The organism is Embleya sp. L77 (assembly GCF_055557415.1).
Genome location: NZ_CM145709.1, coordinates 4,357,464 through 4,373,506, shown reverse-complemented (window position 1 = coordinate 4,373,506; position 16,043 = coordinate 4,357,464). Strand labels below are relative to the sequence as shown.

Annotated in this window: 11 protein-coding genes and 1 riboswitch; of the genes, 6 read left to right on the top strand and 5 right to left on the bottom strand. The window is 69.7% G+C overall.

Features of this window, described 5'->3' with window-relative positions; all coding sequences use genetic code 11:
- Nucleotides 1-112: 112 nt before the first annotated feature.
- The gene (locus tag ACZOOI_RS18720; protein WP_465276944.1) at nucleotides 113-1,393 is read right to left on the bottom strand and encodes a serine hydroxymethyltransferase; all 1,281 of its coding nucleotides are present in this window, start codon (nucleotides 1,391-1,393) and stop codon (nucleotides 113-115) included.
- Nucleotides 1,394-1,425: 32 nt separating this feature from the next.
- Nucleotides 1,426-1,514, bottom strand: a riboswitch (ZMP/ZTP riboswitch).
- A 158-nt stretch (nucleotides 1,515-1,672) separates the two neighbouring features.
- Here ACZOOI_RS18720 and ACZOOI_RS18715 point away from each other — a divergent pair.
- The 5 genes from ACZOOI_RS18715 to ACZOOI_RS18695 all read left to right on the top strand — a co-directional run bounded on the left by ACZOOI_RS18715 (nucleotide 1,673) and on the right by ACZOOI_RS18695 (nucleotide 7,194).
- On the top strand, nucleotides 1,673-2,884 hold the full coding sequence (locus ACZOOI_RS18715; RefSeq protein ID WP_465276943.1) for an ABC transporter ATP-binding protein: 1,212 nt from the start codon (nucleotides 1,673-1,675) through the stop codon (nucleotides 2,882-2,884).
- Complete coding sequence (locus ACZOOI_RS18710; RefSeq protein ID WP_465276942.1) at nucleotides 2,881-4,227, top strand: ABC transporter substrate-binding protein; 1,347 nt, start codon at nucleotides 2,881-2,883, stop codon at nucleotides 4,225-4,227. The genes ACZOOI_RS18715 and ACZOOI_RS18710 overlap by 4 nt, the downstream gene beginning before the upstream one ends.
- 9 nt (nucleotides 4,228-4,236) lie before the next feature.
- The gene (locus ACZOOI_RS18705; RefSeq protein WP_465276941.1) at nucleotides 4,237-5,598 is read left to right on the top strand and encodes an ABC transporter permease; all 1,362 of its coding nucleotides are present in this window, start codon (nucleotides 4,237-4,239) and stop codon (nucleotides 5,596-5,598) included.
- A 20-nt stretch (nucleotides 5,599-5,618) separates the two neighbouring features.
- A complete protein-coding gene (locus ACZOOI_RS18700) occupies nucleotides 5,619-6,515 on the top strand; it encodes a carbohydrate ABC transporter permease (RefSeq protein ID WP_465281234.1) in 897 nt (298 codons plus the stop codon).
- Nucleotides 6,516-6,768: 253 nt separating this feature from the next.
- Nucleotides 6,769-7,194: a hypothetical protein gene (locus tag ACZOOI_RS18695; protein WP_465276940.1), complete on the top strand. Its 426-nt coding sequence runs from the start codon at nucleotides 6,769-6,771 to the stop codon at nucleotides 7,192-7,194.
- Between the two features lie 101 nt (nucleotides 7,195-7,295).
- On the opposite strand, the gene ACZOOI_RS18690 is transcribed toward ACZOOI_RS18695, so the two are convergent.
- Nucleotides 7,296-12,179 (bottom strand): NAD-glutamate dehydrogenase, encoded by a 4,884-nt coding sequence (locus ACZOOI_RS18690; RefSeq protein WP_465276939.1) that lies wholly within the window; start codon nucleotides 12,177-12,179, stop codon nucleotides 7,296-7,298.
- 370 nt (nucleotides 12,180-12,549) lie between these two features.
- Here ACZOOI_RS18690 and ACZOOI_RS18685 point away from each other — a divergent pair, with 370 nt between their 5' ends.
- Nucleotides 12,550-13,113 (top strand): DJ-1/PfpI family protein, encoded by a 564-nt coding sequence (locus tag ACZOOI_RS18685; RefSeq protein ID WP_465276938.1) that lies wholly within the window; start codon nucleotides 12,550-12,552, stop codon nucleotides 13,111-13,113.
- A 24-nt stretch (nucleotides 13,114-13,137) separates the two neighbouring features.
- Here ACZOOI_RS18685 and pruA read toward each other — a convergent pair whose 3' ends face one another.
- From pruA to ACZOOI_RS18670, 3 genes are read right to left on the bottom strand one after another with little or no spacing between them, the layout of a single operon-like run.
- Entirely contained in the window at nucleotides 13,138-14,766 is a 1,629-nt protein-coding gene (gene pruA / locus ACZOOI_RS18680; protein WP_465276937.1) for an L-glutamate gamma-semialdehyde dehydrogenase, read from the bottom strand.
- Between the two features lie 56 nt (nucleotides 14,767-14,822).
- Nucleotides 14,823-15,482 carry an HAD family hydrolase gene (locus ACZOOI_RS18675; RefSeq protein ID WP_465276936.1) on the bottom strand — a complete coding sequence of 220 codons (660 nt, stop codon included), beginning with the start codon at nucleotides 15,480-15,482 and terminating at the stop codon, nucleotides 14,823-14,825.
- Nucleotides 15,483-15,508: 26 nt separating this feature from the next.
- Nucleotides 15,509-15,970 carry a DUF6912 family protein gene (locus ACZOOI_RS18670; RefSeq protein WP_465276935.1) on the bottom strand — a complete coding sequence of 154 codons (462 nt, stop codon included), beginning with the start codon at nucleotides 15,968-15,970 and terminating at the stop codon, nucleotides 15,509-15,511.
- Nucleotides 15,971-16,043 lie beyond the last annotated feature (73 nt).

Genomic DNA, 16,043 nt, shown 5'->3' with positions numbered 1-16,043 from the left:
CACCCCGAAGCCGCCCGGACCTCGTCAGGCGCACCGCCGCCGAAGAATCCGCAGCCCTGTACACCCGAGGCAACGGGTGGGCGGGCGGGCAAATCCCGCCCGACGCAACCGACTACACAGGCAACCCGGGCGCCGGGAACCCGCCCAAGAGCTCCCGCACCTCACCACGCACCACGGCGATCTCGTCCTCCGACCCCACCGCCGCCCTCGTCACGATCCGATCCATCCACCGCGCGATCAGCGGCATGTGCTCCTCGGAGAGCCCCCGCGACGTGAGCGCGGGCGTCCCGATCCGGATCCCGGAGGGGTCGAACGGCGAGCGGGTGTCGAACGGCACCGTGTTGTAATTCACCACGATCCCCGCCCGATCCAGCGCCTTCGCCGCGACCTTCCCGGCCACCCCTCGCCGGGTCAGATCCACCAGCAGCAGATGGTTGTCCGTCCCGCCCGACACCAACTCGAAGCCGCGCGACGCGAGTTCTTCGCCCAACCGCTTCGCGTTCGCGACCACCTGCCGTGCATAGGCCCGGAATTCGTCCGTACCGGCCTCGCGCAGCGCCACCGCGATGGCCGCCGTGGTGTTGTTGTGCGGCCCGCCCTGAAGGCCCGGGAAGACCGCCTTGTCGATCGCCTTGGCATGTTCGGCGCGGCACATCAGCATCGCCCCGCGCGGCCCCCGCAGCGTCTTGTGCGTGGTCGTGGAGACCACGTCCACGTGCTCGACCGGCGACGGGTGCACCCCACCCACGATCAGCCCGGCGATGTGCGCCACATCCGCGACCAGGATCGCGTCCACCTCGCGGGCGATCGCCGCGAACCCGGCGAAGTCCACCGTGCGCGGCACCGCCGTACCGCCGCAGAAGATGATCCGCGGCCGCTCGCGCAGCGCGAGATCACGCACCTCGTCCAGATCGGTGCGCCCGGTGTCGGCACGCACGCCGTAGCGAACCCCGCGGAACCAGGTCCCGGTCGCGGACACGCCCCACCCGTGGGTGAGATGGCCGCCCATCGGCAGCGCCATGCCCAGCACCGTGTCGCCGGGCCGGGCGAAGGCGAGATAGACCGCGAGATTGGCGGGCGAGCCCGAATACGGCTGCACGTTGGCGTGATCCACGCCGAACAACGCCTGCGCCCGTTCGCGGGCGATGATCTCGATCGGGTCGATGTTCTGCTGGCCCTCGTAGTACCGACGGCCCGGATAGCCCTCCGAGTACTTGTTGGTGAGCACCGTCCCGGTCGCCGCCAAGACCGCGGCGGAGACGTAGTTCTCGCTCGGGATCAGCCGCAGCGTGTCCTGCTGGAGTCGTTCCTCGGCGTGCACCAGCGAGGCGATCTCCGGGTCGGTGCGCCCCAGTTCGTGGTGGCGGTCGGTCATGTGCCCGTGCATGTCCATGAGTTCTCCGGCTCGGTTCACAGGGAATGTGATCCGGGTGCCCAGGCGGACGACACCTCGTCGGTGGAACCGCCGCTTCCTCGTGGTCGATCCCACGCGTACGCCAGTCGCGGCCCGCTCAGCATACGGAGCGCGACCGGCACCCGCCGGCTGATCACGCAGTGATGATCAAAAGTCACGAATAGAGCTCGTTGCACGGGGCAAGGCTTGTGGCGAGCGCCACACCAGGCGTACCACAGGACATCAGAAGGCGGCATCTGTCCATCCTCGGGGGATTTCGTGGCGGAAGTGGTTCTGGATGGAGTCGGAAAGCTGTATACGGACGGCACTCGAGCGGTCACCTCGCTCGATCTCGCCGTCGAGGATGGTGAGTTCCTGGTTCTGGTAGGCCCGTCGGGATGCGGCAAGACCACCGCGTTACGGATGGTCGCCGGCCTGGAGGAGATCAGCGAGGGCACGATCAGCATCGGCGACCGGGTCGTCAATCGCATTCCCTCGCGCGATCGGGACGTGGCGATGGTGTTCCAGAGCTACGCGCTGTATCCGCATCTGAATGTCCGGGACAACATCGGATTCGGGCTTCGATTGCGGAAGTTGCCCAAGAACGAGATCCGCGAACGGGTCGACAGGGCGGCCCGGACCCTGGGCCTGGAGGAGCACCTCGGCCGAAAACCGCGGCAACTCTCCGGCGGCCAGCGCCAACGGGTGGCGATGGGCCGGGCGATCGTGCGGGAGCCGCAGGCGTTCCTGATGGACGAACCGCTGTCCAATCTCGACGCGAAGCTACGCGTGCAGATGCGCGCCCAGATCGCCCGACTGACCCGCGAACTCGGGGTCACCACGCTGTATGTGACGCACGATCAGACCGAGGCGATGACCCTCGGCGATCGGGTCGCGGTGATGAAGAAGGGGGTCCTGCAGCAGGTCGCCCCGCCGCAGGAGTTGTACGACCACCCGGTCAATCTGTTCGTGGCCGGTTTCATCGGTTCGCCCGCGATGAACCTGATGACCGGGACCCTGAAGCGCGACGACGCGGGCGGCACCACGGTGGACATCGGCAGCCAACGGTTGACCGTGCACCCCGACGTGCTCGCCGCGCGCCCGGCACTGGCCGGCTACCACGCCCGCCCGCTGATCGTCGGCATCCGCCCGGAGGACCTGTACGACACCGCCCTGGAGGGCGCCGAGCCCGCCGAGGGCACGGTCCTGCGCGCCGAGGCCGACCTGGTCGAGGCGATGGGCTCGGAGGTGCTCGTACACGTGCGCGTGGACGCGCCCCCGGCGGTCACCGAGGACGTCCAGGAACTGGCGCGCGACGTGGGCGCGGAGGACACGGTGCCGGACGCCGACGCGGCGCATTCCGAGCTCGTGGCCCGCTTCGGGCCGCGTACCCGGGCCCGCGAGGGCACCGACGTGGTGATGCGGGTGGCAACCGACCGGCTGCACTTCTTCGACCCGGAGACGGGTCTGTCCATAACGGAGGATGCGTGAAGCGGTTCGTGGGCGCCTTGGCGGTCGCCTCGATGCTCGCCATGGGTCTCGCGGCCTGTAGCGACGACGGTGACGACAAGGGCAAGAAGAACGACCCGACGCCCGGCGGGAGCGGCGCGCCGGCCGTACCCCGGCTCGACGGCACCACGGTGAGCGTCGCCGCGGTGTGGACCGGCGACGAGCAGGCGGCGTTCAAGAAGGTGCTCGCCGATTTCGAGAAGCGCACCGGGGCCAAGACCGAGTTCATTCCCACCGGCGACAGCGCCTCCACGTTCCTGGGCCAGCGGGTCGAGGGCAACGCGCCGCCGGACGTCGCGTTCCTGGCCCAGCCGGGCGTACTCCAGCAGTTCGCCCAGAAGGGCTGGATCAAGCCACTCGCGGCCGACGTGCAGCAGGCCGTGCAGGCCAACTTCTCGTCCCAGTGGCAAAAGCTCGGCTCGTACCAGGACAAGCTCTACGGCGTCTACTACAAGGGCGCCAACAAGTCGCTGGTCTGGTACAACGCCAAGGTCTACGAGAACGCGGGCGCGACCGAGGCCAAGACCTGGGACGACCTGCTCAAGAACGCGGGGCTGATCTCCGACTCGGGCACGGCGCCGTTCGCCATCGGCGGCGCCGACGGGTGGGTGCTCACCGACTGGTTCGAGAACATCTATCTGAGCCAGGCCGGCCCGGAGAAGTACGACCAGTTGGCCAAGCACCAAATCCCGTGGACCGATCCCACGGTCAAGACCGCCCTGGAGACCCTGGCCCAGGTCTTCGGCAAGAGCGACTGGTTCCCCGGCGGCAGCGGCGGCGTGCTCCAGACCGAGTTCCCCGCGTCCGTGCCGCAGGTGTTCGGCGACCCGCCGAAGGCCGGGATGATCGCGGGCGGCGACTTCATCGGCACCAACATCCTCAAGGACACCAAGGCCAAGATCGGCACCGAGGCGAAGTTCTTCGGGTTCCCCGCGGTCGGCACCGGCAAGGCGCCGGTGGTCACCGGCGGCGACGTGGCCGTGGCGATGAAGGACTCCCCCGGCGCACAGGCGCTGCTGAAGTACCTGGCCTCGCCGGAAGCCGCCAAGGTGTGGGCGGAGCAGGGTGGTTACCTCTCGCCGAACAAGAACCTGGGCATGGCGTCCTACCGCGACAACGCCACGCGCAAGATCGCCGAGAACCTGATCACCGCGGGCGACGACTTCCGCTTCGACCTCTCCGACCAGGCACCCGCCGCCTTCGGCGGCACCAAGGGCGAGGGCGAGTGGCGCGATCTCCAGGACTTCCTGCGCAACCCCTCGGACGTGGCCGGGGCGCAGAGCAAGCTCGAAGCGGACGCCGCCAAGGCATACGCGGGCGGGTGATCCGCTGTCATGAGTGACAAGGCACCCGTACCGGTCGCGGTGCCCGAGAAGACGAAGCCGATGCCCGCGCGCGAGTCGCGCGGGCTCGGTTCGGGCGCCCTGTTGGGCTGGCTGTTCCTGCTGCCGGCCATCGTCATGCTCGCCGTCCTGGTCGCCTATCCGATCGTGTGGTCGCTGCTGCGCAGCCTGTTCGGCGCGGACGGCTGGTCGGACTTCGTGGGGATCGACAACTACAAGGAACTGTTCACCGACGACGACACCTTCACCGCGCTCAAGAACAACCTGATCTGGGTCCTGGTGGTGCCGGCCGCGGTCACCTCGCTCGGTCTGATCTTCGCGGTGCTGACCGAGCGGGTCAGGTTCGCCACGGCGTTCAAGCTGATCGTCTTCATGCCGATGGCCGTGTCCATGTTGGCCGCGGGCATCACCTTCCGGCTCGTCTACGACCGCGAGCCCGACCAGGGCGTGGCCAACGCGGTGGTCACGAGCGTGCACGACATCTTCAGCGAGGGCGCGCCGTATCCGGGGGCCCGTCCGCGCAACGACACCGTGCTCACGCCGCAGGCCGGCGGCTTCATCACCAGGGCCGGCACCGAGCCCGGCGGCACGGCGCTGCTGCCGCTGGTCTCGCTGCCCCCGGAGAAGATTCCCGGCGACGCGCGGGAAGCCAAGCCCGGCGTGCCGCCCGCCGGCGGACTCGGCGGCGTGGTGTGGGTCGACTTCACCAAGGGCAACGCGGGCAAGCCCGGCGCGGTCGATCCCGGCGAGAAGGGGCTGCCCGGGGTCAAGGTCGAGGCGGTCCGCGGCGGGAAGACCGTCGCGAGCGCGACCACCGGCAAGGACGGCTCGTTCACGATGCCCGCCTCCGCCGCCCGCGGGGGGCCGGTGCAGATGCGGCTGACCGAGGCCAACTTCGCCAAGTCCTTCGGCGGCTACGACTGGCTCGGGCCGAACCTGATCACCGCGGCGATCATCGGCGCCTACATCTGGATGTGGGCGGGCTTCGCGATGGTGCTGATCGCGGCGGGCCTGGCCGCGATCCCGCGGGACGCGCTGGAGGCCGCGCGGGTGGACGGCGCGACCGAGTGGCAGGTCTTCCGCCGGGTCACCATCCCGCTGCTGGCCCCGGTGCTGGTGGTGGTGATGGTCACCCTGGTGATCAACGTGCTCAAGATCTTCGACCTGGTGTTCATCATCTCGCTGGGCTCGTCGCAGAAGGAGGCCAACGTCCTGGCCCTGCAGATGTACATCGCCTCCTTCGGCGGCGGCAACAACCAGGGGTTGGGCAGTGCCATCGGCATCCTGCTCTTCCTGCTGGTGCTGCCGGCGATGTTGTTCAACATCCGCCGCTTCCGAAGGGAGAACCGGTGAGCGCGTCCGCAGCCCCCGACCTGACGAAGCCTCGACAACCGCCGGCGGGCCGGGAGGGAGGCATCAAGCGCGGCCTCGCCTCGCGGATCGTGGGCCGCACCGGCGGCGGCCTGGCGGCGATCGTGCTCGTGCTGATCGCGCTGTTCTGGCTGATGCCCACGTTCGGCCTGCTGGTCTCCTCGCTGCGCGATCCGCAGGAGATGAGCAAGTCCGGCTGGTGGAAGGTGCTGGGCAAGCCGAGCGACCTGACCTTCTCGAACTACGACAAACTGCTCGACAACAAGGACATGACCCGGGCGTTCTTCAACACGATCTGGATCACCGTGCCCAGCACGCTGTTGGTGATCCTGATCGGCTCGCTCGCGGCCTACGCCTTCGCGTGGCTGGAATTCCCCGGTCGGGACTGGCTGTTCCTGATCGTGGTCGGTCTGCTGGTGGTGCCGGTACAGGTCGCGCTGATCCCGATCTCGAAGCTGTACGGCAACACCGGCCTGTTCGGCACCATCCTGGGCGTGGTGTTGTTCCACGTCGCCTTCGGCCTACCGTTCGCAGTGTTCCTGTTGCGCAACTACTTCGCGGGCATCCCCCGCGACCTGCTGGAGGCCGCCCGGATGGACGGCGGCACCGACCTGACCATCTTCTTCCGGGTCATCCTGCCGCTGGGCCTGCCGGCGATCGCGTCGCTGGGCATCTTCCAGTTCCTGTGGGTGTGGAACGACATGCTGATCGCGTTGATCTACGCGGACACCGAATCGGCGCCGCTGACCGTCGCGTTGCAGTCCCAATCCCGGGCGTTCGGCGCCAACATCGACGTGCTGGCGCCCGGCGCCTTCCTGTCGCTGATCGTCCCGGTGATCGTCTTCTTCAGCTTCCAGCGCTACTTCGTCCAGGGCGTGATGGCGGGCGCCGTGAAGTAGCCGAGCGGATCGAGCACACCATCGACGCCGAAGTGGCGTCGTGGGCAACGGCCGCGGGGCCGTCCGGCAACGTCCGGACGACGCCCCGCGGCCTTTGTGTTTCGTGCCGTGTTTCGTGCCGCCATCGTTACGGATCCGACTTCGGGAACGCGATTCCGTGTGACATCGTCCGAAGGCGTAGGGTGCTCCCCGCCGCTTCGGAACCGGCTCGGGGGTGTACCGAACGGGGGGCAAACGTCATTTCGGGGGAACAATGAGGGGAAATCGTCGAATCGGTTTTCTGCGGACCCTGCTGATCGCACTGACCATCGAAACGGTGCTGATGGGCGCGACCGCGATCACGCTGGCGATCATGTCGTTCGCGGTTCGCGACGATCGCAAGAGCCTGGAAGGGCTCGGCGACCTGCTGCTGATCGCATCGGTGTTGTGCGCGGGCATCGCGGTGGTCTGCGGCATGGGTGTGGCCGGCGTGCGCGACGCGATGCGGCGCGGCACCGGGGCACTGGCGCGCGCCGCCGCGGTGGGCCTGATCCACGTGTTCGTCGCGCTGGTGGCGGCGCTGATGGCCTGCCCGACCTGGTCGATCCTGGTGGCCGGTCTGCCCGCGCTGATCTACCTGCCGTGCTGGTGGGCGGTGCGCGAACGCAGCCACCACGAGCTGCTGATGCTCGAACCGTAGTCGTCGCCGCACAGGCCGCCGGCCCGGAACCCACTCGGGTTCCGGGCCGGCGGCACGCGTGCCGTGCCTGGCGGGTTGCCGGGCACGGCACGGTGCAGCGATCAGCTCTTGCTGCCGGTCCGCAGCAGCGTACGGATCGTCCGCATCGCGACCGAGAGCGTCGCGAGGTCGTAGTTCTCCGCCTCCTGCAGCTCGTCCAGCGTGGACCGCGCCCGGGTGAGCACCGGCGCGTTCTTGTGCTCCCACGCCTTGAACCGCAGCTCGGGGGTGTCCTCCGGCTCGCCGGAGCCGAGCACCTCCGCGGTGAGCCCGGCCTGCGCGGCGTACAGGTCCTCCCGCAGCGAGGCCCGGGCCATCGACTTCCACCGGTCGCTGCGCGGCAGTTCGATGATCCGGTCGAGCAGGTGCGCGATCGGCAGCCGGTCGGCGATGTCGAAGTACACCTGCGCGACGTCGAGCACCGCACGCTCGGACTCGCCCGCCACCTCGACGATGTCCAGTGCCGCATACGCCGAGGACATCCCGGCCACCGCGGTGGCCAGTTCGGTCGGCACGCCGGCCTCGGTGAACTCGTCGTACAGCCCGTCCATCCAGGCCAGGTCCGAGCCGCGGAGCAGCTTGGGCAGACGTGCGATCACCTCGGCCACACCGTCGCGGAAGAACTCCACCTGCGCGGCGATGTCGATCTCGCGTCGGCTGCCCAGGAACCAGCGGGTGGCCCGCTCGATCAGCCGCCGACTGTGCAACCGCAGCGTGGTCTGCGTCTCGGCCGGGACCTGGTTGTCCAGCGCCGCGATCGCACCCATGATCCGGTCGATGCCGAAGATCTCCCGCGCGGTGATGTGCGCCCGCGCGACCTCCTCCGCCGACGCGCCGGTCTCCTCGCGCATGCGGAACATGAACGAGAGGCCGGCCAGGTTGACCACCTCGTTCACCACCACGGTGGTGATGATGTCCCGGCGCAGCGGGTGCCGGTCCATCTGCTCGACGAACCTCGCCCGCAGCGCGCTGGGGAAGTACCGGTGCAACTCCCGGGCCAGGAACGGGTCGTCCGGCAGGTCCGAGGCGACCAGGTCCTGCGCCATCACGATCTTGGTGTACGCCAGCAGCACGGCCAGCTCGGGCTGGGTCAGCGCCTGCCCGTTCTGCTGCCGCTCGCGCAGTTGCCGATCGGTCGGCAGGAACTCGATCTCCCGGTTGAGGTGTCCGTCCCGCACCAGCCGGCGCATGTACCGCATGTGCACGTGCAGCAGGCTGCCGGCCTGGGAGACCGCGTTGGCCAGCGCGCAGTTCTGGCCGTAGTTGGCGGCCAGCACCAGGTGCCCGACCTCGTCCGTCATGGCCGCGAGCAGCTCGTTGCGCTGCTTGAGCGTCATGTCGCCGGCGGCGGTGACCTGGTTGAGCAGGATCTTGATGTTCACCTCGTGGTCCGAGGTGTCCACGCCCGCCGAGTTGTCGATCGCGTCGGTGTTGATCCGCCCGCCCGCGAGCGCGAACTCGACCCGGCCCAGCTGGGTGCAGCCCAGGTTGCCGCCCTCGCCGACGACCTTGACCCGCAGGTCGGCGCCGTTGACCCGGATCGCGTCGTTGGCCTTGTCGCCGACGTCGGCGTGCGATTCGCCGCTCGACTTGATGTAGGTGCCGATCCCGCCGTTCCAGAACAGGTCCGCGGGGCTCTGCAGGATCGCCTTCATCAGCTCGGCCGGAGTGAGCCGGATCAACCCGTCCGGCAGTCCCAGCGCCTGGCGCACCTGGGCGTTGATCGGCACCGACTTGGCGGTGCGCGGGTACACGCCGCCGCCCGCCGAGATCAGCTCCTTGTCGTAGTCGGCCCACGAGCTGCGCGGCAGGTCGAACAACCGGCGCCGCTCGGCGAAGGAGGTCGCCGCGTCCGGGTTCGGGTCCAGGAAGATGTGCCGGTGGTCGAAGGCGGCGAGCAGCCGGATGTGCTCGGACAGCAGCATGCCGTTGCCGAACACGTCACCGGACATGTCCCCGATGCCGACCACGGTGAAGTCCTCGGTCTGGGTGTCGTGACCCAGTTCGCGGAAGTGCCGCTTGACCGACTCCCACGCACCGCGCGCGGTGATGCCCATGCCCTTGTGGTCGTAGCCCGCCGAGCCGCCGGAGGCGAACGCGTCGCCGAGCCAGAAGCCGTACGCCTGCGCCACCTCGTTGGCGATGTCGGAGAACGTCGCGGTGCCCTTGTCCGCGGCCACCACCAGGTAGGTGTCGTCCGCGTCGTGGCGCACCACGTCCGCCGGCGGCACGACCGCGCCGTCGACGAGGTTGTCGGTGATGTCGAGCAGCGCGCCGATGAAGGTGCGGTAACAGGCGATGCCCTCGGCCAGCCAGGCCTCGCGGTCCGTGGGGTCGGGCAGCTGCTTGCAGAAGAAGCCGCCCTTCGCACCGACCGGCACGATCACGGTGTTCTTCACCATCTGTGCCTTGACCAGGCCCAGGATCTCGGTGCGGAAGTCCTCGCGCCGATCCGACCAGCGCAGCCCGCCGCGCGCGACCGCGCCGAAGCGCAGGTGCACGCCCTCGACCCGGGGCGAGTAGACGAAGATCTCGAACCTGGGCCGCGGCGCGGGCAGGTCGGGGATCTCCTGCGGGTCGAACTTGAGCGAGAGGTAGTCGTGCGCCTCGCCGTCCTCGCGGTGCTGGAAGAAGTTGGTCCGCAGGGTCGCCTTGACCATCGCCAGGAACGAGCGCAGGATGCGGTCCTCGTCCAGGCTGGCCACCTGGTCCAGCGCACCCTCGATGGCCTCGACGATGCCGTCCACCAGCTCGGTGCCGGCCTGCTGGTGGCCCGGCGAGAAGCGGGCCTCGAACAGGTTCACCAGCAGCCGTGTGGTGTGCGGGTTGGAGACCAGCACACCCTCGATGTACTCCTGCCCGAAGGTGGTCCCGGCCTGCCGCTGGTACTTGGCGTACGCGCGCAGCACCATCGCCTGGCGCCAGGTCAGCCCGGCCCGGAAGACCAGTGCGTTGAACCCGTCGTTCTCCGCGCGCCCGGTCCAGGTCGCCGAGAACGCGTCCTGGAAGAGCTCCTTGACGTCCTCGGGCTGCCCGTACATCGCCGACGCGTCGTAGCGCAGGCCGAAGTCGTACACCCACGCCACGGTCCCGTCGGCGCGGCGCAGCTCGTAGGGCCGCTCGTCGACGACCTCCAGGCCCATGCGCTGCAGGATCGGCAACACCTCGGAGAGCGACACGTGCCCACCGGAGCGGTAGATCTTGAACCGCCGCTCGCCCGGCAGTGCTCCTATCGGCTCGTACAGGTGCAGCTTGAAGTCCGCCTCGGGGGTCAGTTCCTCGATCCGCTTGAGGTCGGCCACCGCGGTCCGGGGCGGGAAGTCGGACTTGTAGCCCTCGCTGAACGCGTGCGCGTAGCGGCGGGACAGTTCGGCCGCGCTCTCCTCGCCGCATTCGGCGACGAGGGCCTCGCCGAAGTCGTCGATCCACGAGCGGGTGGCCTCGGACAGCAGCCGTTCGATGTAGTCCACGTCCGGGTCGCCGAGTTCGGCGCCGGTGGGCACGCGCACGGTGAAGTGCAGGCGCGCGAGCACGGACTCGGTGTTGCGCGCGGTGTAGTCGACCACCGAACCGGCCAGCTCGGCGAGCAGGATGTCCTGCATCTTGAGTCGGACCTCGGTGGTGTACCGGTCGCGCGGCAGGTAGACCAGGGCCGAGTAGAACCGGCCGTACTCGTCCTTGCGCAGGAACAGCCGCAACCGGCGGCGCTCCTGGAGGTAGAGCACGCTGATCACGATGTCGTGCAGCTCGTCCACGGCGATCTGGAACAGGTCGTCGCGCGGGTAGGTCTCCAGGATCTGCAGCAGGTCCCGGCCGTCGTGGCTGACCGGGGGGAAGCCGGCCTTGTCCAGCACCGCGTGCACCTTGCGGCGCACCACCGGGATGCGCTGGACGCTGTCGGTGTACGCGGCGGAGCTGAACAGCCCCAGGAAACGACGCTCGCCGATCACGTTGCCGGCCGCGTCGAACTTCTTCACGCCGATGTAGTCGAGGTAGGCCGAGCGGTGCACGGTCGCCCGCGAATTGGCCTTGGTCAGGATCAGCAGCTGTTTTTCCCGGGCCTTCGCGCGCGCCCGGGTGGAGAGCCGGCTGAAGGACGCGGACAGGTCCTGGTCGGCGCGCAGGATACCGAGACCGGTACCGGGCACCGCCCGCAGCACGTCCTCGTCGTCCTCGCACACCAGGTCGTACTCGCGGTACCCGAGGAAGGTGAAGTGATCCTCGGAGAGCCAGCGCAGCAGCTCCCACGCCTCGCCGATCTCCTCCTCCGGCAGCGTCGCCGGCGGGTCGTTGGCGAGCTCGTCGGCCAACCGCAGCGAGGTGTCGCGCATCTTGGCCCAGTCCTCGACCACCTCGCGCACGTCGCTGATGATGCGCTGCAGACCCAGCTCGACCGAGCGCAGGTCCTCGCGGTCGCTCTCCCGGTCGATCTCGATGTGCATCCAGGACTCGAGGACCGCGTCCTCGGGCACACCGTGCGCGTCCGTGGTGTCCACGATCTCCAGCAGCTCGCCGGCGATGGTGCGCCGCACGATGAGCTGCGGGTGGATCACCACGTGGATGCTGCGTTCCTGGCGGGAGAGTTCGTTGGTGACCGAGTCCACCAGGAAGGGCATGTCGTCGGTGACCACCTCGACCACGGTGTGCCCCGAGGCCCAGCCGTTCTCCTCCACCGTGGGCGTGTACGCCCGGACCCGCGCGGTGCCCTGGGGGCGCTCCGCCGCGAGTCGACAGTGCGAGATCGCCGCCCCGTACACGTCGACCGGATCGCGATCGATCAGGTCGTCGGGTGCGGTGTGCCGGTAATAGCGGGACAGGAGGACGTCGAGGTCCACCCGGTTCGGGCCCTCGGGCCCGCCGCCTCCGTGCTGTGACGATGCCGCTCGTGCCGCTTCCGCCGCTCGGGCGAGAAGCTCCGCCTTCGCCTCGTCCAGCTTGCTCTGCATGATGCTGCCGCTCCTGTCGCGCGCCGTTGCGTGACCATTGCCGTCCCCGGGCGTGCCCGGCTGTGTACTGCCGATACCCGCTTTGTCGCGAGTACCTGTTTCAGGCGACGTCGTCCGACCCGCGGTGGTTCCGGGACTCCGTCGTCCCGGCCCGCGGCCGCGCGGCGTCGCCGCATCGTCAGGCTACTCGCGTGCCCCCCGACCGCCGAGAGGGGACCTTGGATCAGGCTGTAAGTAATTGCCCGGTCGCTCCGGACACCTCGTACCCATTGCCCCCGAGGCAGCGCCCGGGGCACCGTGGAGGCTGGGCGCCGGCCCTGGCGCGGGACGCAACGCACGGCGGGACGAACTCGGTGGGGAGACGATCGTCATGGCCAAGAAGGTGCTGCTGATCACCGGCGACGCGGCGGAGTCGCTGGAGGTGCTCTATCCGTACCAGCGCCTGCGCGAGGAGGGGTACGACGTGCACGTGGCCGGACCCTCGCGCAAGAAGCTCGGCTTCGTCGTGCACGACTTCGTCGAAGGCTTCGACACCTTCATCGAGCGGCCCGGCTACACCTGGCCGGCCGACTTCGCGTTCGTGGAGGTGCAGCCGGAGAACTACGTCGCCCTGGTGCTGCCGGGCGGTCGGGCTCCGGAGTACCTGCGCAACAACCCGGTCGTACAGCGCCTGGTGCGGCACTTCTTCGAGGCGGACAAGCCGGTCGCGCAGATCTGTCACGGCCCGCTGATCGCCGCCGCCGCAGGCATGCTGGCCGGGCGCCGGACCGCCGCCTACCCGGCGATCGCACCGGACGTCAGGGCCGCGGGCGGCACCTGGGTGGACGGCGAGGCGGTCGTCGACGGCACCTTGGTCTCCGCCCGCAGCTGGGTCGACCACCCGGCCTGGATGCGCGAGTTCGTCCAGGTCCTGCGGGCCAAGGCGCCGGCCTGAGGGGTCGGCCCGGGCGTGCAGCGCTCAGCCCATGTGCGGGTAGCGGTAGTCGGTCGGCGGGTCGAAGGTCTCCTTGATCGTGCGGGTGCTGGTCCACCGCATCAGGTTCTGCATCGCGCCCGCCTTGTCGTTGGTCCCGGACGCCCGGGCACCTCCGAACGGCTGTTGGCCCACCACCGCGCCGGTGGGCTTGTCGTTGAGGTAGAAGTTGCCGGCCGCGAACCGCAGCAGGCCCGAGGCCTCGGCCAACGCACGCCGATCGCGGGCGATCACCGAACCGGTGAGCGCGTACGGCGCGGCCGACTCCATCTGCCGCAACATCGCGTCCCAGTCGCGGTCCTCGTACACGTGCACACCCAGGAGCGGCCCGAAGTACTCGGTGGTGAACACCTCGTCCCACGGGTCCTCGGCAAGCACCACGGTGGGCCGCACGAACCAGCCGACCGAGTCGTCGTAGGTCCCGCCCGCCAGGACCAGCAGGCCGTCGGCGGCGTGTGCCCGGTCGATGGCCGTCTTGAGCCTGGCGAACGCGCGCTCGTCGATCACCGCACCCATGAAGTGCCGCAGATCGGTCACGTCGCCCATCGACAGGCCGTCCACCTCGGCCAGGAATGCGTCCCGGAAGCCGCTCTCCCAGATCGAGCGCGGGATGTAGGCGCGCGAGGCGGCCGAGCACTTCTGCCCCTGGTACTCGAACGCGCCGCGCACCAGCGCGGTCCGCAGCACGTCGTGGTCGGCGCTGGGGTGCGCGACCACGAAGTCCTTGCCGCCGGTCTCACCGACGATCCGCGGATAGCCGCGGTAGGTGTCCAGGTTCGTGCCCACGGTGCGCCACAGGTGCTTGAACGTCGCGGCCGACCCGGTGAAGTGCAGCCCGGCGAAGTCCGGGTCGGTCAGCGCGACGTCGGAGACCGCGACGCCGTCGCCGTGCAGCAGGTTGATCACTCCCGGCGGCAGCCCGGCGGCCTCCAGGAGCCGCATCAGGTGATGCGCGGCCAACGCCTGGGTGGGCGAGGGCTTCCACAGCACCACGTTGCCCATCAGCGCGGGCGCGGTGGGCAGGTTGCCCGCGATGGCGGTGAAGTTGAATGGCGTGACCGCGTACACGAAGCCTTCCAGCGGCCGGTGATCCAGCCGGTTCCACACCCCGGGCGAGTTGATCGGCTGCTCGGCCATGATTCGCCGGGCGAAGTGCACGTTGAACCGCCAGAAGTCGATCAGTTCGCACGGCGCGTCGATCTCCGCCTGCTGCACCGTCTTGCCCTGACCCAGCATGGTCGCGGCGGCGATCGTCTCGCGCCACGGCCCGGCCAGCAGGTCGGCGGCCTTGAGCAGGATCGCCGCGCGGTCGTCGAAGTCCAGCGCACGCCAGCCGGGCGCGGCCTCGCGCGCCGCGACCAGCGCCGCCCGCGCGTCGTCGTGGGTCGCGTTCGCCAGCGTGCCGAGTTCGCCCGCCCGCCGATGCGGCTGCACGATCTGCACGCGCTTGCCCGCCCCCATGCGATGCTCGCCGCCGATCGTGTGCGGCAGGTCCACCGGCTCGGCGGACATCTCGGCCAGCGCCGCGGTCAGGCGCTCCCGTTCGGGAGAGCCCGGCGCGTAGCCGTGGACGGGTTCGTTGCTCGGCCGGGGCACCCGGGTCACAGCATCCATGGATGCGCAGTGCCCACGAACCGGACAATCGATGCGCCCCACCGCGCCCGCGCGCCTCAACCCGAGTACGTGCGCGCCAGCTCCACCGCGTCCGCGAGCGAGTCCACCACCGGCACGCCGACCTGCTCCAGACTGGCCCGCGCGTGCGAACCGCCCGCGTACAGCACCGCCCGCGCGCCCACGTGCAGCGCGGCCGCCGCATCGTCCGCGGCGTCGCCGATCAGCACCACCTCGGCCGGATCCCGGCGCAGTGCGGCCAGGTGCCGCACCAGGTGCTCGGCCTTGCCCCCACCGGGCGGACCCACCCGCCCGTCGACCCGGACGAAGCGTTCCTCGATGCCGAACCGGCGCACGAACGGCATCAGCGCCTCGTGCGCGGTCAACGACAACAACGACTGCGTACCGCCCTCGCGCTGCCAGGCGTGCAGCAACTCGTCCGCACCGCGGGCGAGCTCGCACAGTGCGCTGTGCGCGGCGTAGACCTCCTGGAAGGCGTCGTCGAGCAGGACCCACTCGGCCGGATCGGGGACCCGGCCGGTGACCTTCTCGTAGAACTTCGGCACGGGCACGCAATAGAGCTCGCGATAGCGCTCCAGCGTCATCGGCGGCAGCCCGAGCAGTGCGAACGAGGCGTTGGTGGCCGCGATGATCGCGTCCATGTCATGGAACAGCGTGCTGTTCCAGTCCCAGACCAGGTGCGGAGGTCGACTCTTCATGGACCTTCATTGTGCCGTGGGTGCGCTCACAGCAGATCGGCAAGCTCCTGTGTCGCGAACCACAACAGCTCGTGCTCCTCGGTCGCCTCGATCAGCTCGTCGGTGAGCCCGCCGGCCAGCGCCGCGGCGATCGCGCCCTCGGCGTCGGCTGTGTCCATGTGCACCGCCGCGATCCGCTTGCGCGGCACCGTCGCGTCCACCAGGACCGCGCCCGGCCCGTCCTGCTCCCGCACGCTCACCAGCGCGTCCGGCACATCCGCCGCCAGCACGACCCGGCGCGGCGCCCCCGGCTCGGCCGCGAGCAGGCGCAACGAGGCCTCGGCGGCCCGGGTCAGCGCGCCGTACTCCAGCTCCTCCTCGTCCCCGCTGTCGTACCAGGCGCGAAACGCGTCGGTGACCGCGTAGGCGGCCGACGGCGCCGAGACGATCCCGCCGTCGGCGTGCACCGAGGCCAGACCCTCGGGGGTGGTGGGGATGAACACGCGCATCGGGCGACTCCAATCGAGTGAAATCCCGACATCCCTTCGTGTTCGTCGGGAGCCGGGGCGACGGTCGACCTAC

Excerpts from the sequence above, each read along its gene's own strand:
- ACZOOI_RS18720 (WP_465276944.1), bottom strand. The coding sequence starts at position 1,393 with ATGGACATGCACGGGCACATGACCGACCGCCACCACGAACTGGGGCGC.
- ACZOOI_RS18705 (WP_465276941.1), top strand. The coding sequence starts at position 4,237 with ATGAGTGACAAGGCACCCGTACCGGTCGCGGTGCCCGAGAAGACGAAG.
- ACZOOI_RS18695 (WP_465276940.1), top strand. The coding sequence starts at position 6,769 with ATGAGGGGAAATCGTCGAATCGGTTTTCTGCGGACCCTGCTGATCGCA.
- ACZOOI_RS18690 (WP_465276939.1), bottom strand. The coding sequence starts at position 12,179 with ATGCAGAGCAAGCTGGACGAGGCGAAGGCGGAGCTTCTCGCCCGAGCG.
- ACZOOI_RS18685 (WP_465276938.1), top strand. The coding sequence starts at position 12,550 with ATGGCCAAGAAGGTGCTGCTGATCACCGGCGACGCGGCGGAGTCGCTG.
- pruA (WP_465276937.1), bottom strand. The coding sequence starts at position 14,766 with ATGGATGCTGTGACCCGGGTGCCCCGGCCGAGCAACGAACCCGTCCAC.
- ACZOOI_RS18675 (WP_465276936.1), bottom strand. The coding sequence starts at position 15,482 with ATGAAGAGTCGACCTCCGCACCTGGTCTGGGACTGGAACAGCACGCTG.
- ACZOOI_RS18670 (WP_465276935.1), bottom strand. The coding sequence starts at position 15,970 with ATGCGCGTGTTCATCCCCACCACCCCCGAGGGTCTGGCCTCGGTGCAC.